At 68.2% G+C, this 18,770-nt stretch carries 11 protein-coding genes; 3 read left to right on the forward strand and 8 right to left on the reverse strand.

The genetic code is table 11. The features are described from left to right. The first annotated feature begins 23 nt into the window (after nucleotides 1-23). Nucleotides 24-749 carry a FadR/GntR family transcriptional regulator gene (locus tag ACO227_RS02820; protein ID WP_423605104.1) on the forward strand — a complete coding sequence of 242 codons (726 nt, stop codon included), beginning with the start codon at nucleotides 24-26 and terminating at the stop codon, nucleotides 747-749. A 9-nt stretch (nucleotides 750-758) separates the two neighbouring features. On the opposite strand, the gene ACO227_RS02825 is transcribed toward ACO227_RS02820, so the two are convergent. The 3 genes from ACO227_RS02825 to ACO227_RS02835 are packed head-to-tail and all read right to left on the reverse strand — an operon-like array spanning nucleotide 759 to nucleotide 6,174. Then, nucleotides 759-1,688, reverse strand: a complete 930-nt coding sequence (locus ACO227_RS02825; protein ID WP_423605105.1) for an alpha/beta hydrolase — start codon at nucleotides 1,686-1,688, stop codon at nucleotides 759-761. 5 nt (nucleotides 1,689-1,693) lie between these two features. After that, nucleotides 1,694-4,783, reverse strand: a complete 3,090-nt coding sequence (locus tag ACO227_RS02830) for a TonB-dependent receptor domain-containing protein (RefSeq protein ID WP_423605107.1) — start codon at nucleotides 4,781-4,783, stop codon at nucleotides 1,694-1,696. Nucleotides 4,784-4,839: 56 nt separating this feature from the next. Next, a complete protein-coding gene (locus ACO227_RS02835) occupies nucleotides 4,840-6,174 on the reverse strand; it encodes a dicarboxylate/amino acid:cation symporter (protein WP_423605109.1) in 1,335 nt (444 codons plus the stop codon). 206 nt (nucleotides 6,175-6,380) lie between these two features. Between ACO227_RS02835 and ACO227_RS02840 the strand changes: the two genes are divergently transcribed. Beyond that, complete coding sequence (locus tag ACO227_RS02840; protein WP_423605110.1) at nucleotides 6,381-8,156, forward strand: sensor histidine kinase; 1,776 nt, start codon at nucleotides 6,381-6,383, stop codon at nucleotides 8,154-8,156. After that, on the forward strand, nucleotides 8,149-9,483 hold the full coding sequence (locus tag ACO227_RS02845; RefSeq protein ID WP_423605111.1) for a sigma-54-dependent transcriptional regulator: 1,335 nt from the start codon (nucleotides 8,149-8,151) through the stop codon (nucleotides 9,481-9,483). Before ACO227_RS02840 ends, ACO227_RS02845 begins: the two co-directional genes overlap by 8 nt. A gap of 6 nt (nucleotides 9,484-9,489) precedes the next feature. On the opposite strand, the gene ACO227_RS02850 is transcribed toward ACO227_RS02845, so the two are convergent. The 5 genes from ACO227_RS02850 to ACO227_RS02870 form a co-directional block, all read right to left on the reverse strand. Further along, nucleotides 9,490-11,076, reverse strand: a complete 1,587-nt coding sequence (locus ACO227_RS02850; RefSeq protein WP_423605112.1) for an N-acyl-D-amino-acid deacylase family protein — start codon at nucleotides 11,074-11,076, stop codon at nucleotides 9,490-9,492. A gap of 20 nt (nucleotides 11,077-11,096) precedes the next feature. Beyond that, nucleotides 11,097-12,065, reverse strand: a complete 969-nt coding sequence (gene dgcA, locus ACO227_RS02855; RefSeq protein ID WP_423605114.1) for an N-acetyl-D-Glu racemase DgcA — start codon at nucleotides 12,063-12,065, stop codon at nucleotides 11,097-11,099. Beyond that, entirely contained in the window at nucleotides 12,050-13,060 is a 1,011-nt protein-coding gene (gene dgcN / locus ACO227_RS02860) for an N-acetyltransferase DgcN (protein ID WP_423605115.1), read from the reverse strand. The genes dgcA and dgcN overlap by 16 nt, the downstream gene beginning before the upstream one ends. Before the next feature lie 174 nt (nucleotides 13,061-13,234). Continuing rightward, the gene (locus ACO227_RS02865; protein WP_423605116.1) at nucleotides 13,235-15,904 is read right to left on the reverse strand and encodes a TonB-dependent receptor; all 2,670 of its coding nucleotides are present in this window, start codon (nucleotides 15,902-15,904) and stop codon (nucleotides 13,235-13,237) included. Nucleotides 15,905-16,117: 213 nt separating this feature from the next. Beyond that, on the reverse strand, nucleotides 16,118-18,670 hold the full coding sequence (locus ACO227_RS02870) for a family 20 glycosylhydrolase (protein WP_423605117.1): 2,553 nt from the start codon (nucleotides 18,668-18,670) through the stop codon (nucleotides 16,118-16,120). Nucleotides 18,671-18,770 lie beyond the last annotated feature (100 nt).

Below are 18,770 nucleotides of genomic sequence, written 5' to 3' on the forward strand. Positions count from 1 at the left end.
GCGGCGATGGTAACGCTCGCATCATGGCGGTTACCAAAGCGGCATCGCTGGCGGACAATCTGGTCCAGCGGTTCGAAGAGCAGATCGAGAGAGGCGAGCTGGCGCCGGGATCGCGTTTTCCGACCGAGAAGGCGATCACCGAGACGTTCGGGGTCAGCCGCACCGTGGTGCGCGAGGCCTATTCGCGGCTGGCCGCACGCGGCCTGCTGATCTCGCGGCGCGGATCGGGCGCCTATGTCGCGGAGGGCGCGCAATATCGCGCGTTCCAGCTGACCGCGGAGGAAGTCAGCGCAATCGACGACGTGCTCAAGCTGCTCGAGATGCGCATGGGGTTCGAGGTCGAGATGGCGGGGCTCGCGGCGCAGCGGCGGACCGAGGACGACTTGGCCGAGATCCGCCGCACGCTCGCCGTCATGGACGCGAGCACCGATGTCGACGCCTCTGTGGTCGCCGACGCCGCCTTCCACGCCGCGATCGCGCGCGCGACCGGCAACACCTATTTCTTGCGTTTCACCCAGTTCCTCGGCGTGCGGCTGGTGCCATCGCGGCGGCTTTACCTCCAGGGCAGCGACGCGAAGAAGCACCAGCGCTATGCCCGCACGATCAACCGCGATCACGAGGCGATCTATGCCGCGATCGAGGCGGGCGACGCGACCGCGGCGCGGCGCGCGGCGCGGCACCATATGATGAAATCGATGCAGCGCTACGCCAAGCTCAAGGCAACCGGCACCTCGCACGCGCCGGACTGAGCGCTGCGCTTATTCGCCCTCGGCGCGAGCAGGTACCCAGCCGTGGTGGCGCATCCAGGCGCCGAACAGCCGCGGCCAGGCGGTGGTCGTGGTGCCGCGCTTGCCCAGCGCGAAGCTGTGCCCGCCGCTCTCGAACAGATGCAGCTCGACCGGGCGCTTGGCGGCGAGCATCGCGGCGTGGAGCCGCAGGCTGTGCTCGGACGCGGCGATCGGATCGTCGGCGGCATGGGCGAGGAAGATCGGCGGGGTCGCGGCGGTGACGTGCGCCTCGACCGAGAAGGCGTCGCGGAAATCGGGCAGGCCCTTGAGCTCGCGGAACGTGCGCGTGGTGTCGATCGGCGCGCGCATCGAGATCACCGGATAGATCAATGCGGCGAAGTCGGGCACTGCGCCGACCTGGTCGACCGCATCGGCCGGGGGATAGAAGTTCTCGCTGCCGCGCGTCGCCAGCGTGCCGGCGAGATGCCCGCCCGCCGAGAAGCCGAGCACGCCGATGCGCTTGGGATCGATCCCCAGCGTCTTCCAGTTGCCGCGCAGCAGCCTCATGGCGCGCTGCCCGTCCTGGAACGGCGCGTCGGCATTCCAGCCGTCGCCGGGAAGACGGTAGTAGAGCACGAAAGCGGTGACCCCGCGCTCGGCGAGCCACTGCGCGATCGGCATCGCCGCACTGCCGATCTGGATGCGGAAATAGCCACCCCCGCCGATCACCAATACCGCGGCGCCATTCGGATTCTTCGGCCGGACGACCACCATGCGCGGCATGGTGACGTTGGAGACCGCGCCCGTCGCGCTACCCTCGTTGCCGGTCTTCTCCGGCCCCACGAGCTTGCCGCTGCCGGGCATCGCGCCCGGCCACAGGTTGATCACGTCCCCGCCCTGCGCCGCAGCCGGAGCCGCGACGAAGAACAGGATGAGAGCAGCGAGCCAGCGGATCATCATTTCCCTCAGAACTTCTTGCCGACCGAGAAATAGATGTAGCGGCCATAGGGCACGTAGAGCGATCCGAGATAGCCATCGGCGGTGATCGGCGGCTGGGTGTCGAAGATGTTGCGCGCGCCGATGCGGAAGCGCGTATCCTCGAGCGGGCCGCTGCGGATGCGATACTGGCCGTAGAGGTTGAAGAACGCCTTGCCTTCGAGGGGATAGGGATTGCCCTGCGCGTCGAGGAAGTTGGTGTCGTAGACCTTGCCGATGTAATTGCCGAACGCGCCGATCTGGAAGCCCTTGTGCGACCAGGTGAGCGAGCCGGTGACGCGCCACTTGGGCCGGCCGCGCTCCTCGAGCAGGTCGCTGGCGTCGGTGAGCGGCGTCGCCGGATCGATCGTACCTGCATCACGCGCGTCGAACAGCGCCTGCACCGCGGGCGGGGTGTCGCGCGAGAATTTGGTCAGTCGCGCGGCGTTGATCGCGACGTCGAACCGGCCGATGCCGGTGCGCACATTGTAGAGCAGCGCCAGGTCGATGCCCTGCACCGTCTGCGGCAGCAGGTTGGTGAACTGGTCGTTGATCCGCGTCACCGCCCCGGCCGGCGCGAGGCCGCTGCCTTGGAAAAATGCGACATCGTCGGCATTGGGCGCGGCACGGACGACGTTCGGGTTGCTCGATCCCTGGAGCCGCAGAAGATAGTCGAGCACCAGCGCGTTGCGCGGGCCGAACTGGCCGACGATCCCGGTCTGCTGGATCGACCAGAAATCGGCGGTGAGCGTCAGCCGCCCATATTCGGACGGGATGAACCTGGGCTCGATCACCGTGCCCACAGTCCAGTTGGTGCTCTCCTCGGGCTTGAGGTCCGGGTTGCCGCTGATGAAGATCGAGTAGCTGACGCTGCGGTCGCACGCGCCCATGTTGGGGATCGGATTGTTCAGCCGCCGCAGGTCGACGACGCAGCGATAATAGTCGTTGTTCGAGCCGAGCCGCGAATAGGCGACGGTCTTGGTCTGCTCGAGGTTGGGCGCGCGGAAGCCCTGCGACCAGGAGCCGCGCAGGCGCAGCCCGTCGATGATGTCCCAGGCGGCGGCGATCTTGGGCTTCGCGACCGAGCCGAAGTCCGAATATTCCTCGAACCGTCCGGCGAGCTGCAGGTCGAGCCGGTGGACCAGCGGCACGTTCATCTCGGGCGAGACGACCGGCACGGCGAGCTCGGCAAAGGCCGAGAACACACTGCGGCTGCCGCGCGTCGACGGCGTGGGGCTGACCGCAGCGACATTGGAAAGATTGGTCTCGCCCGTCACCATGTCGGTGAAGGTGATCGTGCCGTTGAGGCGCGGATCGCGGATGTCCTCCTGAGTCTCGCGCCGCCCCTCGATGCCGAGCGCGATGCCGAGCCCGCCGGCGGGCAGGTCGAACAAGCTCGCGTTGGAGAGCTTGAAGTCGCCGAGCAGCAAGCTGGTCTTCGACTTGCGGACGAGGTTGAAGCTGAAGGAGTCGATCGTCGACTGGCTCGCGGGCGAGCAGTCGCCGAGCGCCGGCGTCGCCGAGCAGCCGCCGCTGAACGGGTTGTAGGCGTCGGGCGTCGACAGTGCGAGGTTGCGCTGAAGCAGCGTCATGTCGATCGCGTTCGAGCTGTCGCGCGCCTGCGCCTCCGAATAGAGGACGGCAGTGTCATAGTCGAAGCTGCCGAGCTTGCCGCGCACACCGAGCAGGAAGCGCGACTGCCAGTTCTCGACGTCCACCACCTGGTTGCCAGCATCGACAAAGCGATAGGTGGTGAGGCGCACCGGCAGCCCCGCGGCGGGAACGTTGGTGAGACCGGGGATGCGATTGGGGTTGGCCTGGCCGTTGGCGAAGGTGATCGGGCCGAACGGGTTCCAATAGTTGCTCGCCGGGATGACGATCGCATTGAGGTTGATCGTCGGCGGCTGGATGCGGCGCGTGTCGGCGAGATAATAGCCGAGCTCGGTATAGATCTCGACCGCATCGCTCATCTCGTAACGGCCCGTGAAGAAGGCGTTGTAGCGGTCGAACGAGGGCGTGACGGTGGTGCCGGGGCGCGTGTCGAAGCGCTCGCTGCGCAGCGTCGAGCCGGTCGCGCGCGTGCCAGTGCCGAAGCACACGTTCGAATTGACGGTGAAGGCGCAACCGGGGTTCGCCGAGGACTGGGTATGGAACGCGCCGGCCGACGAGGTCATCGCCTGGTTGCCGGGGCTGCGGCGGATCGTGCCGGGCCCGCCGACCACAGCGAGGTTCGCCCAGGGACTCTGCGTCGCGCGGCCGTCCGCGGTGAGGTTGCCGGCAAAAGCGGGGTCGTCCTCAAAATAGGACAGGAGGTTGTCGGTCGCGGTATAGGGCTGGTCCTCGGCCAGCTGCGCGGTGCGGCGGACATAGTTGAAGAACAGCGAGAAGTTACCGCGGCCCTCGTCGAAGCTGTGGCCGACCAGTGCGGTGCCTTCATATTCCTTGCGGTGCGTACCCTCGGCATAGCCGTAGCGGAAGTCGAGTTGGGCGCCGTCGAAGTCACCGCGCGTCACCGTGTTGACCACGCCCGCGACCGCGTCCGATCCGTAGATCGCCGAGGCGCCGTCGCGCAGAATCTCGAGCCGCTCGAGTCCCGCGACGGGCAGCGCGTTGGAGTTGTAGCCGAGTACCGGCACGTTGCCGTCGCCGGCCTGGCTGGTCGGGTGCGAAACGAGACGGCGCCCGTTGAGCAGCACCAGCGTGTTGCCGACACCGAGGTTGCGCAGGTTGATTGAATTGACGTCGCCGCGCGCTGCGTTGCTGGTCTGCGGGTTGTTCGCCTCGTTGAAGGTGACATCGCCGGCCTGCGGGATCGAGCGGATCAGGTCGTCGCCCGAGAGCGCGCCGGTAGCGTCGATCTGGTTGCGGTCGACCACCGACACAGGCAGCGCGGTGGTGATGTCCTTGCCCTTGATCTGGGTGCCGACCACGACGACCTCCTGCTCGGCCGGGGCGGCCTCTTCCGCCGCCGGATCGGCTTTCGGCAGGCCGCCATCCTGCGCCCGCGCGGGCAGCGCGATCGCCAGCGCGATCAGCGCGGTGCCGCTGGCGAGCATGCGGAGCGTGGTGCGGTCGGTCATTTCTTCTCTCCCTTGCCGGAAGGCGGATCGTCGCCCGCTCTTCCCAGTGTCGTGGTTCAGTCCGGATCGGTCTCCACCGCAGGGCGCGCGGGCGCTTGCGGCGCGGAATCGTCGAGCGCGCGGGCCAGCGCCTCGCGGTCGAGCGCATTGTCCCAGCGCGCGACCACGATCGTCGCGACGGCGTTGCCGATGAAATTGGTGAGGCTGCGGCACTCGCTCATGAAGCGGTCAATGCCGAGGATCAGCGCCATGCCCGCGACCGGCACCGAGGGCACGATCGAGAGCGTCGCGGCGAGCGTGATGAAGCCAGCGCCGGTGACCCCGGCGGCACCCTTGGACGAGATCATCGCAATCCCGAGCAGCGCGATCTGCTGGCCAAGCGTCAAGTCGACGTTGCACGCCTGCGCGATGAACAAAGCGGCGAGCGTCATGTAGATGTTGGTGCCGTCGAGGTTGAACGAATAGCCGGTCGGCACGACCAGGCCGACGACCGACTTCTGACAGCCGGCGCGCTCCATCTTGTCCATCAGGCTCGGCAGCGCGCTTTCGGACGAGGAGGTGCCGAGCACCAGGAGCAGCTCCGCGCGCAGATAGCGGATCAACTTGAAGATCGAGAAGCCGGCGAGCCGCGCGGCGATGCCGAGCACGACCACGACGAAGATGATCGAGGTAAGGTAAAAGGTCGCGACCAGCCCAGCGAGGTTGGCGAGCGAGTCGATGCCGTATTTGCCGATGGTGAAGGCCATCGCGCCGAATGCACCGACCGGCGCCGCGCGCATCAGGATGCCGACCAGCTTGAACACGACCAGCCCGACGCGCTCGAGCAGGTCGCGCACCGGCGCCGCGGGCTCGCCGACCATCGACAGCGCAATGCCGAACAGGATCGAGACGAGCAGCACCTGGAGCAGCGAATCCCCGGCAAGCGCTGAAACCAAAGTCGTCGGGATGATCGCCATCAGGAAGGCGACAATCGAGCTGTCGTGCGCCTTGGCGACGTAATCCTTGACCGCGCCGGTATCGAGGCTGGCGGGGTCGACGTTCATCCCCGCGCCCGGCTGGATCGTGTTGGCGACGATCAGCCCGACGATCAGTGCGAGCGTCGAGAAGAACAGGAAATAGGCGAAGGCCTTGCCCGCGACGCGGCCGACCGACTTGAGCTCGGTCATCCCGGCGATGCCGGAGACGAGCGTGAGGAAGATCACCGGGGCGATGATCATCTTGACCAGCTTGATGAAGGCGTCACCGAGCGGCTTGAGCGCCTCGCCGGCGCTCGGCCAGAAGAAGCCGATGGCGACGCCCAATACGATCGCGATCAGCACCTGGACATAGAGCTGCCCAAGCCAGTGACCCCGCCGCCGCGGCTGCGTCGAATATTCGAGTGCGATCGCCATTCTATCCTCCCGTCGCGCCTTGCCGGCGTCGATTCTGGGCCGCGTTGCAGCAGCGGTGCCGTTATCCTTCGGTCACCGCACGAACCCAAGAAACGAGCCAAGCAGTTGATTTATATGACTTTACTAGTGAAGCTCATCGCCGAACCTGTGCGGAAATGCGCACATGCAAATCCAAGAATGTGTGATATTCCGCACAAATGAAAGGCGTGACCCGATCGACCCGGAGTCTCGTGCTGCTGGCCGCGGCGGGGGCGGTGCTGCTCGGCCTGGTCGCAGTCCTCGCCTTCCGCATCGCGCAGCAGCAGGCGATGTCGGCGACCGACCGCGCGGCCGCGCAGCTCGCGCGCGACAATGCCGGGCTGTTCGCCAGCGAGCTGCAGAAATTCCGGCTGCTCCCGCTGGTGCTCGCCGAATATCCCGATGTCCGCGCGATGCTCGAGGCCGGCGACGCCGCGACGATCGGACGGATCAACTCGCGGCTCGAGTTGCTCGCGCAGCGCACCGACGCAGCGGCGATTTATGTGCTGACCGCGCAGGGCCGCACGGTCGCGGCGAGCAATTACCGCCTGCCGACCAGCTTCGTCGGACAGGACTATGGCTTCCGCCCCTATTTCCAGGGCGCGATCCGCGACGGCGGCGCCGAGCTGTTCGCGCTCGGCACGGTGAGCGGCCGCCCCGGCCTCTATCTCGCGCGGCGGATCGGCGACGCCGCGCGGCCGCTAGGCGTGATCGTCGTCAAGATCGAGTTCGAGGGCATGCAGGCGGCCTGGGCGCGCCAGCAGGGCGAGACGCTGGTCACCGACTCGCACGGCGTGGTGATCGTGACGAGCGAGCCGCGATGGCGCTTCGGAACGGTGGGGCAGCTCGATGCGCGTGCTCGCGCGGCGATCCGCGCGACGCGCCAATATGGCGCGCTGCCGCTGACGGCGCTGCCGCTCGAGATCGATGGCGGCACGGCACGGATGCGCGGCGCACCGGATGCGCGGATCGCGGCGACCGGACTGCCGCTGACGGGCGCGCAGCTGCGCGTGCTCTATCCGCTCGATCCGGCGATGCGCAGCGCCAACGCCAATGCGCGGCTGATCTCGCTCGGCGCGCTGGTGCTGATCGCCGGGGCGCTGCTGTTGCTGTGGCGCGCACGCGAGCGGCGGCTGCTCCAGATCGCCGCGCAGCGCGCGCTCGAGGCGCAGGTCGCCGAGCGCACCGCCGAACTGCGCGAGACCAATGCGCAACTGGTGTCGGAAAGCGCCGAGCGAGCGCGCGCCGACCGGCGCTACCGCGCCGCGCGCGAGGAACTGGCGCAAGCCAGCCGGCTCGGCTCCCTCGGGCAGATCACCGCGGGCGTGGCGCACGAGATCAACCAGCCGGTCGCCGCGATCCGCAGCTTCGCCGAGAATGCGCAGGGCTTCCTGGCCAAGGGCGATGGCGCACGCGCCGAGAGCAATCTCGCGCGCATCGTCGAGCTGACCCAGCGCATCGGCACGATCACCGCCGAGCTGCGCAACTTCGCACGGAAGCGGACGCCGGAGACCGGGCCGGTCGATGTCGACGCTGCGATCGAGTCAACGCTGCTGCTGATTGGCGACCGGGTGCGCGCGCAGGGCGTGACGCTGGAGCGCACCGGCGAGACCGGACTCCAGGTGATCGCCGATCGCGTGCGGCTGGAGCAGATCCTGATCAACCTCATCCAGAATGCGCTCGATGCGCTCACCCGGCGCGAGAAGCCAGTCATCCGGATCGGTACCGCGCGCGCCGCGGATCATGTCGAGATCGAGGTCGCGGACAATGGGCCCGGCGTGGCGGCGCAGCTGCGCGACCAGCTGTTCATGCCGTTCGTCACCGGCCGCGACGAAGGGCTAGGACTCGGCCTGCCGATCGCGCGCAACATCGCGCGCGACTTTGGTGGCGAGTTGAGCTTGGCCGAGTCCGCGCTGGGCGGGGCCGGGTTCCGGCTCATTTTGCCCGAGGCGGCGCATGGCTGAGCCCGTCATCCTGTTCGTCGACGACGATGCGGCGATGCGCGAGGCCAATGTCCAGACGCTCGAGCTGGCGGGGCTCGCGGTGCGGCCATTCCCCGGCGCACAGGCGGCGCTGGGCGCGGTCAAGCCGGATTTCACGGGCGCGGTGATCACCGACATCCGCATGCCGGGGATGGACGGCCTCCAGTTCTTCGAGCGCATCCGCGCGATCGATCCCGAGATCCCGGTGATCCTGATCACCGGCCATGGCGACGTGCCGATGGCGGTGCGCGCGCTGCAGGACGGGGCGTTCGACTTCCTTGCCAAGCCCTTCGCCGCCGGGCACCTCGCCGCCTCCGCCGCCAAGGCGCTGGCGGCGCGTGCGCTGGTGCTCGACAACCGGAGGCTGCGCGCGGACGCGGCAGCGCGCGACGAGAGCCCGCTGATCGGCGACACCCCGGCGATGGTGCGGCTGCGCGAGACGATCGCGCAGGTCGCGCGCGCCGATATCGACGTGCTGATCGAGGGCGAGACCGGGACGGGCAAGGAGCTGGTCGCGGCGATGCTCCACCGCGGCTCGCCGCGTAGCGCCCGCCCCTTCGTCGCGGTCAACTGCGCGGCGCTGCCCGAGGCGCATGCCGAGATCGAGCTGTTCGGCCACGCCGCCGACGCCGTGCCGGGCGCCCGCTTCGCACGCACCGGGCGGATTGAGGCGTCGGACCGGGGGACCTTGTTCCTCGACGATATCGACGGCATGCCGCTCGGCGTGCAGTCACGGCTGCTGCGCGTGATCGAGGAGCGCGAGGTGCTGCCGATCGGCGAGGCGCGACCGGTGCCGCTCGACCTGCGCGTGATCGCGTCGGTCAAGCCGGCGCTGGAGGCGCTGATCGAGGCGGGGGTGTTCCGCCGCGACCTGTTCTTCCGCCTCAACGTGGTGCGGCTGTCGCTCCCGCCGCTGCGCGAACGACGCGAGGACATCGCGCCTTTGTTCGCCGCCTTCGTGCGCGAGGCGAGCGAACAGACCGGTCAGGCCGAGTTCCGCATGACCGATGCGGTGCGCCGGCGGCTGATCGAGCATGACTGGCCGGGCAATGTCCGCGAGCTCCGCAACTTCGCGTTCAGCGCGGTCCTCGACCTCGCCGGCTCGGCTGCCGGGGAGGCACCCGATCTCGGCCTTGCCGAGCGGATGCGCGCCTATGAGGAGGCGCTCGTGCGCGAGGCGCTGCAGATCGCCAACGGCAGCGTCACGCGCGCGATCGAGCTGCTGCGCGTGCCGCGCAAGACGCTCTACGACAAGATGAACCGCGCGGGGATCGTGCCGTCGGACTATCGCGCCCGGCGGCGGCGCTGACCCAATTCAGCCGGGGCAGGTCGCGGGCGGTGCGCGGTGACGGAGCGCCTTCCCCCCCGCCTTGCCGGTGAGCTTGCCGCCCTCGATCACGGCGGTCCCGTTGACCAGCAGCGCGCGCACGCCCTCGCTGAGCCGGGTCGGCTCGAGATAGGTCGCGCGCGGGCGATAGGCGGCGGGATCGAACACCACGATATCGGCGAAATAGCCGGGCTTCAGGTGCCCGCGGCGGTCGAGCTTGTAGAAGTCGGCGGTGCGGCCGGTGCTCGAATTGATGAAGGTCGCGAGGTCGATCGTCTTCTCGGCCAGGACGTATTTGGCATATTTGGTCGGGAAGGTGCCGTACATGCGCGGGTGCCCGGCCGAGCCGTCGGAGCCGGTCATCACCCAGGGCTGGCGCATCAGCAGCTTGATGTCGGGCTCGATCATGTTGAACGAGACGATCGGCGATCCGCCGCCCTGATTGGCGAGGATGATGCGCAGCGCCGCCTCGACCGGATCGACCTTCCATTCCGCCGCGACGACGTCGAGCCGCTTGCCGCCCCAGGGCTTGCCGTCGCCGCGCAGCAGCACGGCGTTGGCGCCCCCGCGGCGGACGAGGTTGGCCTGCATCTCCGTAACGATGCGCGCGCGCTCGGCCGGGGTCTCGATCCGCTTGACCAAGGCCGCCGCGCCGCCGTCCTGCGCCCAGCGCGGGACCAGCGCAGCGACCAGGCTCGAGCCCGAGGCCTCGTAGGGATATTGATCGGCGGTGACGTTCAGGCCGCTGGCGCGCGCCGCCTCGACCGCCACGACGATCTCGTTCGCCTTGCCATGGACGTCGGCACCGAGCGCCTTGATGTGCGCGAAGTGCACCGGCATCCCGGCCCGCCGTCCGATCTCGATCGCTTCGTTGACCGAGTTGATCAGCCCGATCGAATAGGAGGATTCGTCGCGCTGATGGGTGTCGTAGATGCCACTACGCTTGGCCGCCTCGCGCGCGACCTCGATCACCTCGCCGGTCCTGGCGAAGCTTTGCGGCGCATAGAACAGGCCGGTCGAGAGGCCGAACGCGCCCTCGCACATGCCCTGTGCGGTCAGCGCCTTCATCCGTTCGAGCTCGGCGGGCGTGGGCGCGCGATCGTCGTTCTTGAGCACCTTTACCCGCACCGCGCCGAAGCCGACCAACGTCGCGACATTGGGTCCGACGCCACCGGCATCGACATGGTCGAGCAGTTCCCTGACCGTTCCCTCACCCTGGCCATAGCCGTCGATGCCGGTGAAGATCGTGGTCACGCCCTGCATCAGCCACGGCGTGACCAGCCGCTCGTCAGGCGTCTTGCCGCGGATCAACGCGTCCGAGTGGGTGTGCGGATCGATGAAGCCGGGCGCGACGACCAGACCCTTCGCATCGATCACTCGCGCCCCGGGATAATTGCTGGCCGCGCCGGGACCGATCGCGACGATCCGGTCGCCGATCACCACGACGTCGCCATTGACGGGGCCGGTCGAGCTGCCGTCATAGATCGTGCCGCCCGCGATCACGATCGCTTTGGGGGGCGATGCGGCACCTCCAGCCAGCATCGCCGTGGCGGTCAGAAGCAATATCCTGCGCATCGCGTCGCTCCCTCTGTCCATCAACCCCAGAAACCGGGTTCGGGCGGATGCATCAGCCCGTGCTCGCCCATGCGGATGCCGCCGGGCCGATCCTGCTCCAGCCACAGCGGCCCGTCGAGATCGGCACAATCGGCCTGCACCGCGACGCGAAACGCCGCCGCGATCGCGAGCGAGGTCGAGATCATGCAGCCGACCATCACCCCCAGCCCGCGCTCGCGCGCGCCGGCGAGCAGGTCCAGCGCCTCGGTCAGCCCGCCGGTCTTGTCGAGCTTGATGTTGACCATCTGATAACGCGTCGCGAGCCGGTCGAGGTCGGCGGTGACATGGCAGGATTCGTCGGCGCAGGTCGGCACCAGGCCCTTGAACCCATCGAGTGCCACGTCGTCCGCCGCGGGCAGCGGCTGTTCGAGGAACTCGACGTCGAGTTCGGCGAGCACCGGCTGCAGCGCCTCGACCTGCGCCATCGTCCACGCCTCATTGGCATCGACGACCAGTCGCGAGCCGGGCACTTCGGGCCGGATCGCGCGCAGGCACGCCTCTGGCTCGCGGCCGTCGACCTTGACCTTGACGATCGCGGCACCCTTGAGCTTGCGCGCCGCCGCCGCCATCGCCTCGGGCGTGTCGATACCGAGCGTAAGGGCAGTGTGGACGGGGCGCGCGGCGGGGAGCTGGCTCACACCGAGCCTTGCCTCCAGGTCCCATAGCGCGCAATCGACCGCGTTTCGCGCCGAGCCCGGCGGCATCAGCCTGCGCAGCTCATCGCGCCCGATCCCGTCGGCCAGCAGGCCTTCGATCGCGCGAAGCTGTTCGCCGACGCTTTCGACGCTCTCGCCATAGCGTCCCGTCACCGATCCCTCGCCGCGCCCGATCACGTCGCCCTGACGGATCGTCGCCACCGCCAGCTCGATCTGCGTCCGCGAGCCGCGCGAGATGCGGAAGGGCGTGTGGAGCGGCCGGCGCTCGATCCCGGTGCTTACAGCGCGAAGCACTGGCCGAGCCGGTCGACGATCCACGACACACCATGACGCACCGGGTCCTGACAGGGCAGCCCCAGCCTCTCCTCGACCGCGGCACAGGCGTCCGTCGCGGCGTCGGCATCGAGCCCTGCGGTGTTGAGCGCCACGCCGACCGCGACCACATCGGGATTGGTCAGCCGCGCCGCCTCGAGGTTGCGATCGAGGCACAGCTCGAGGCTCGGCACGGGGTGCGTCTTCATGTGGCGCATGATCTCGCGCCCGGCCTCGTGGCATAGCACCAGCGCATCGGGCTGCGCGCCGTGGAGCAGCCCGAGCGAGACGCCCGCATAGGAGGGGTGGAACAGCGAGCCCTGCCCCTCGATCAGGTCCCAGCCGCCATCGTCGCGCGCGGGCGAGAGCTGCTCGACCGATCCCGAGATGAAGTCGGCGACCACCGCGTCGACGGGCATGCCCGAGCCCGCGATCAGGATGCCGGTCTGGCCGGTCCCGCGGAAATCGGCGGCAAGGCCGCGCGCGCGCATCTCGCGCTCCAGCGCCAGCGTCGTGTACATCTTGCCGACCGAGCAATCGGTGCCGACGGTGAGCAGGCGCTTGCCCGCGCGGCGTTCCCCGGTGCCGACCTTGAGGTTCTTCGGCGGCTCGCGCACGTCCCACAGCGACCGGCCGAGCTCACCCGCGCGCGCGGCAATCTCCGGCTGGTCGGCGAGCCGCTGGTGCAGGCCGCTCGCAACGTCGAGCCCCGCTTCCATCGCGGCGATGACGTCGGCGACCGTCGAGGGCGCCATCACCCCGCCGGCATTGGCGACGCCCAGCACCATCGTCCGCGCTCCCGCCGCGACCGCCTCGGCGAAGCCCATGTCGGGCACGCCGAGATCGATCAGCGAGCCGGGCGAGCGCACCTGGCCGACCGCCCATTCGGGCCGCCACACCGCGATCCCGCGCGCCGTCTTGGCCGAGATCGGGTCGGTCGCCTGCGCGATGTACAACAGATAGGGCGGCTGGCTCATGAGCGAATGCGTCTCCCCCGGAAGATGCTCGCCTTGAACGGGATATCACCTGCCATCGCCAATAGAAAAATCGGTATCGGGCCATAGCCCTGGGCTATGCGTCCCGCTCGCGCCATACGCAACAGAACGGCGGCCGGGATCGCCGGCCGCCGCAGGACTGTCCTGTCCGCGTCGTCAGAAGTTGACGTTGACCGAGGCGAGCACGCGCCGCCCCGTGCGGTACACGCCGCGCGGCAGGCGGGGCGTGTTGGCATAGGCGTAATATTCGCTGTCGGTGAGATTCATGCCCGAAAGCGTGATTCCGATATTCTCGGTGACGTTGTAGGTCGCCGAGACGTCGATATTGGCGCTGTCGCGCACATACATGTTGTCGCCGCGGTCGACGCCGGTGAAGTATTTGGAGCGCCAGGTATAGGTCCCGCGCAGCGCCACCGGGCCGCTCTCGAAGAACGGGCTGAAGCTCACCTGGTGCCGCGAGTTGTAGGGCAGATCGGCGCCCGCCTGCCCCTCGGCGTCCGAATAGGTGTAGTTGGCGAGCACGCCGAAGCCGAGCGGCAGGTTCTGCTGATAGGCAAGCGCGAAGCCCTTCACCTTGGCCTGACCGGCATTGTACGGGCGGCTGATCTGATAGGTGGTGACGAAGCCCTGCGACTGGTTGAAATACTGCTCAGGCGCGGTGCGCTGCAGGATATAGTTGTCGATATCCTTGTAGAATATCTCGGCCGCCAGGATCGCGCGCGGCGCGAAATACCATTCGATCGAGGCGTTGATGTTGCCCGACTTGTAGGGCTTCAAGTTCGGGTTGCCGCCGCCGCCGATCAGGATGCCGTCCGACAGCCAGAAGAAGTTGGTGAGATCGGCATAATTGGGACGCGCGATCACCTGGGCGGCTGTGAAGCGGACCAGGAGGTCGGGCTTGATCGTGGCGACGAGGTTCATGCTGGGCAGCACGTCCTCGTAGCTCGTCTTGGTCGTCTCCCACAGCCAGTGCGCCGGCGCGTTGCAGGCGGTACCCGGCGCGCAGACATAGCCCGCGCTCGAGGTCGAGGTGCTGACGTAGCGCACGCCGAAATTGCCGCGCAGCCAGTCGGTCTCGAAATTCGCCTGGCCGTAGACGGCGTGGATGTCCTCGGTCACCTCCCAGTTGCCGGCGGTGAACTCCGGTGCGGCGAAGATCGAGGGCGTCGGCAGCGTGCGCCCTTCGAGGAAGTCGACCATCGCGCCGCCGCTGATGATGAAGCGGCCCGCCATCTCGTCGTTCACGCCGTTGATGCTGCGCAGATAGTTGTCGGCGACCGTCTCGGGCGAGAATTGGCCGGCGGCGACCGCGAGCCCGTTCAGCGCGATGCCGGCATATTGCTGCGCGGTCTGGTGGCGGCGATATTTGTAGCCGAGCTGGATGCGCTTCAGCGCGCCGTCGAAGTCGAAGCCGAAATCGACCTGGCCGTAGCGCTCCTTGTCGCTGGTCGGCTTGGCCACGACGTTGCCGCTCCAGCCCGGATCGGTGACGAAGGCCGCGGGATTGCCCTGCACGTCGGTCGCATAGTCGATCGTGCCGGGGCTGCCCGGCGCGCCGCTGATGTCGACCGTATAGTCGGCCCAGTTGAGGAATTCGAGGAACACCTGGCGCTTGGTGCCGCCATCGGCGTCGGAGAAGCCGCCCTCGAGGTTGACGTCCCAGTTCCCGCCGTCCCAGTTGAGCTTGCCGTGATAGGTGTTCGAATGCATCTCGGCTTCGCGATACTGTACGTCGAGCACGCTCAGCGCATTGTCGAACGTCGCGCGGGTGACGATGCCGTCCTCGACAGTGAGATCGGTGAGCTGGCCGAGGCTGTTCCAGGTATTGCCTTGGAAGGCGTACATCGACTGGTTCAGGTTGTCGTAGGTGGCGTCGATCTTGAGCCAGTTGAACTCGAGCGTGAGCTCGTCGACCGGCTTCCACTGCGCGGTCGCCGAATAGGTGAGGCGCTCGCGGCCCTGCTCGAAATAGGAGGTGCCGAACGCGTTGGGGCTCACTGCGTTGAGATTGGCGGTCAGCGTGGTCGCACAGGCGCCGAGGCAGCCGCGGGTGCGCGAATCGATCGGATTGTCGGGATTGCCGCCCGCCCACTGGTTGGCGCGCATCGTGCCGTAGGATTCGAGGCCATCGCGGCGCAGCCGGTCCTTGGCGCGCTGGAACGAAGCGAGGATGCCGAAGGTCCCGGCTTCGTTGCGCCAGCTGACCAGCGCCGAGCCCTGGACGTCGCCCTTCTCCGAGCGGTCGTTGTAGAGATAGCCGATCGAGCCGGCGACGGTGAACGCCTTGAGTTCGAGCGGCTTGCGCGTGACGACATTGACCGTGCCGCCGATCGAACCCTCGTCGATCCGCGCTTCGGGCGACTTGTAGATGTCGACCCGGCCGACCAGCTGCGGCGCGAGCAGCGCATAGTTGAAGGTGCGGCCCGGCGTGTCGAGGATGAACCAGTCGGCCGAAGCGACCGTCTGGCCGTTGAGAAGGGTGCGGTTGAGCGCCGGGTCGGTGCCGAGGATCGAGACCTTCTCGCCCTGGCCGAACGCACGGTCGACGGTCACGCCTGGCACCAGGGTCAGCGCCTCGGCGACGTTGGTGTTGGGGAACTTGCCGACATCCTCGGCCGAGATCGAATCGACGATCGCGTCGGCGTTGCGCTTGGTCTCGATCGCCGCGGCGAGCGCGGCGCGATAGCCCGAGATGACGACCTCTTCGCCGTCCTGCGCCTCGGCGGTCTGCGCCGCCGGCGCATTGCCGGCGTCCTGCGCGTGCGCCGCACTGGCGAGAAGCGCCGCACCGCTGGCGGTGCCAACGAGGAAAGCCCGAATCCGCATGTCCCATCCCCTTCGCTGATCTTTCGCGGCACCCGGTTGAGTACCACATGCATACATTAATAGGACCATCTCTCTATTGGACTATGCTGTCAAGTGGGATTTGTAGGCTATAAATGTGCCGTGATGACGAGAGAAATCATCTTATTGGTATTTAATTGGATCGACCTGACAAAGCTGCTTTTCGCCTTCCGGCGCCCCTGACGATCGCCGGGTTCAGTCGCGCGGCGCGGAATCGACCCGGACGATGCGGCTCGCGCGCTTGCCGTCGGCGGAGCGGGTGCGCAGCTCGACCCTGCCGGCCGCCGCCACCGGGCCGGCATAGGGTTTCCAGCCGCCGCCCGTACGATACTCGATCGCCATGCCCGGAAACGCGCTGTTGGCCTCGAGCTTGCCGCCGGCGATGCGCGCGCCCGGCGGCGCCACGCGATAGGCGATGCCCATGCGCTCGAGCAGCGGAAACTGCGCCGCCACGCGTCCGGCGAAGTCGCGCCATTCGCGGTCGAGCCGAGGAACGTCCACCCGCGGATCATGCCAGCGATAGCTCGCGCCGGCCTGATAGCTCGGCGCCCACGGCGCCGGCGTCCAGCCGCGCTCGGCCAGCGCAAGCAGGCGCGGGAAGAGCATATAGTCGACCTGCCGGTCGGCACGGATCGTCTCGCTCCACAATTGCGCCTGCACACCCGCGATTTTGCGCCCTGACTCGAGCACGGGCTTGTCCTCGATCGCCTTGGGTTCGGCGAAGGTCGTGCGGATCGTGGCGGCATTGGCGGGGAGGTTGTCGGGCATGAAACCGAACACCTGATGCGTGCTCACCCCGCGCGACGCCCAATTGTAGCCGCCTTCCTCGGGATGCGGGGCATAGGGCATGTCGAAATAGCCGAGATCGGGGATCGAGAGCACGACGTCCCAGCCGCGGTTGAGCTGGTCGTGCGCCTCGCGGATCGCGCCACGGTGCAGCACGCCCCAGATGTTGGTCTGCACATCCTTGGGCATTCGCGCCGGATCGGTGTGGCCCATGCCATCGCTCCAGCCGGCGGTGCGGATGCCTTTCGCCGCGAGTCCCGTGGCCACGCGCTCGATGAAGCGCGGGGTGAGTTTGGTCGCGTCGCCGCCATTCTCGGCGATCATGCTGGCGCAGGCGGGCGACTTGACCCAGGCGCCCGCGGTCTCGTCGGCGCCGAGGTGGAAGGTGCGCAACGGCACGCCGGCCTGCGCGTGCATCGCCGCCAGCGCGTCCACCACCGTATCGACGAAGCGATAGGTGGCGGGGAGGCAGACGTTGAGCGTGTTGTCGTCGTAATTCTGGATGCTGCGATATTGCGTGGCGTCGGCGGGATCGGCCAGGCGATAGGCCTCCGCCGCGTCCCTCTTTCCTTCGCCCAGCAACCGCGCATGGCGCGCCTCCATCGCCACGATCGCCGCGCGCGAATGGCCGGGCATGTCGATCGAGGGGATCACCTCGATCTGCCGCGCCGCCGCGGCCCTGAGGATCGCGACATAGTCGGCGGTCGAAAGATAGCCGTTGACCCCGCTCGCCCCGTCCGGGCCCGCGCCGAGCTGCGGCAGCAGGCAGGTCCGCTCGGCCGGGTCGTGGCACCGCTTCGATCCGATCGTCGCCAGCTCGGGCAGCGCCGGGATCTCGATGCGCCAGCCTTCGTCGTCGGCGAGGTGCAGATGCAGCCGGTTGAGCTTGTATGCCGCCATCGCCTCGATCAGCTTGAGGATCTGGTCGCGCCCATGGAAGTTGCGGCCGAGATCGAGGTGCAGTCCGCGAAACCCGTAGCGCGGCGCATCCTCGACCGTGAGCGGCCGCATCCGGCCCTGCTCGAACGCCGCCTGTTGCGCGAGCGAGCGCAGCGCATGGCTCGCCCCGGCGGCATCGCGCGCGGTGACGGCGATCCCGGCCGCATCGGCTGTCAGGCGATAGCCTTCGGGCGCGATCGGCGCCGCGGGATCGACGCGGATCGACAGTTGCAGCTTGCCGCCCTCCGCCACGCCGAGCGCGGCCAGCGCGGGTGCGATCGCCTCGCGTGCGACGCCGCGAAGCTCGACCGCGACACCTTGCGTCAAGTCCACCGCGGCGCCCTTCCCCTGCACCGCCTTGACCGGCTTGGGCAGGATCACCACGCCGCTCGGACCAGGCGCCTGCGCCTCGGCATAGAGCGCGAAGGCGCGCTCCGCGGTCAGCCAGCGCGTCTTGTCGGCATCGCTCTTGGTCGCGAGCCGCGCCTCGTCGGTCATCGGCGCGACGAAGCGCAGCACCTCGAGACCGGTGTCGGGATCGATCGCCGGCCGCGTCGCCACGATCGTCCGCGCGGCGAGGCCGTCGGCCGTGAGATAGGCATTGGGCATCGCGAAGGCCTTGGAGAAGTTCGATCCCGTGCCCCATAATTTGATCACATGCGTGGCGCCGGGCTTCAGCGCCGCGCCCGGCTTCAGCGTCAGCCGCTGCACGTCGCCGTTGATCAGCTGGTGCGCGAAGATGTCGCTCTCGACGCGCGGCAGTCGGTCGACGAAGCTGAAATAGAGCGCCAGTCCGTCGGGCAGCCGCGCCGGCGCCGTGGCGGGAACCGTCAGCGTGATCGTGGCGAGGAAACAGGGATCGAGCCCGGCGGGGCATTGCGGCCGATTGTCGACCACGGCGAAGCGGTAGCCGAGCGTCGCGGCGAGCTGGTCCAGCGCGGCCTGCGATGGCGCCTCGGCTTGTCCGGATGCAGGGACCGCTACGACCAGAGCCGCCACCGCCGCCCATTTCCGTCCGCGCATCCCAGTCCCTCACCACTATTTGTATCTAATTTGTCATGTCGCATGAGGGCGGTCAACGCCTTTGAGGAAACGCCAGTTTTTCACGGGTGAGCGCGTTCCT

Origin of the sequence: Sphingomonas sp. MS122 (assembly GCF_049532975.1) — a bacterium.
Taxonomy (GTDB): domain Bacteria; phylum Pseudomonadota; class Alphaproteobacteria; order Sphingomonadales; family Sphingomonadaceae; genus Sphingomonas.

What these genes read in the sequence shown, in the direction of transcription:
- ACO227_RS02820 (WP_423605104.1), top strand. Translation starts at nt 24, where the DNA reads ATGGCGGTTACCAAAGCGGCATCGCTGGCGGACAATCTGGTCCAGCGG.
- ACO227_RS02825 (WP_423605105.1), bottom strand. Translation starts at nt 1,688, where the DNA reads ATGATGATCCGCTGGCTCGCTGCTCTCATCCTGTTCTTCGTCGCGGCT.
- ACO227_RS02830 (WP_423605107.1), bottom strand. Translation starts at nt 4,783, where the DNA reads ATGACCGACCGCACCACGCTCCGCATGCTCGCCAGCGGCACCGCGCTG.
- ACO227_RS02835 (WP_423605109.1), bottom strand. Translation starts at nt 6,174, where the DNA reads ATGGCGATCGCACTCGAATATTCGACGCAGCCGCGGCGGCGGGGTCAC.
- ACO227_RS02845 (WP_423605111.1), top strand. Translation starts at nt 8,149, where the DNA reads ATGGCTGAGCCCGTCATCCTGTTCGTCGACGACGATGCGGCGATGCGC.
- ACO227_RS02850 (WP_423605112.1), bottom strand. Translation starts at nt 11,076, where the DNA reads ATGCGCAGGATATTGCTTCTGACCGCCACGGCGATGCTGGCTGGAGGT.
- dgcN (WP_423605115.1), bottom strand. Translation starts at nt 13,060, where the DNA reads ATGAGCCAGCCGCCCTATCTGTTGTACATCGCGCAGGCGACCGACCCG.
- ACO227_RS02865 (WP_423605116.1), bottom strand. Translation starts at nt 15,904, where the DNA reads ATGCGGATTCGGGCTTTCCTCGTTGGCACCGCCAGCGGTGCGGCGCTT.
- ACO227_RS02870 (WP_423605117.1), bottom strand. Translation starts at nt 18,670, where the DNA reads ATGCGCGGACGGAAATGGGCGGCGGTGGCGGCTCTGGTCGTAGCGGTC.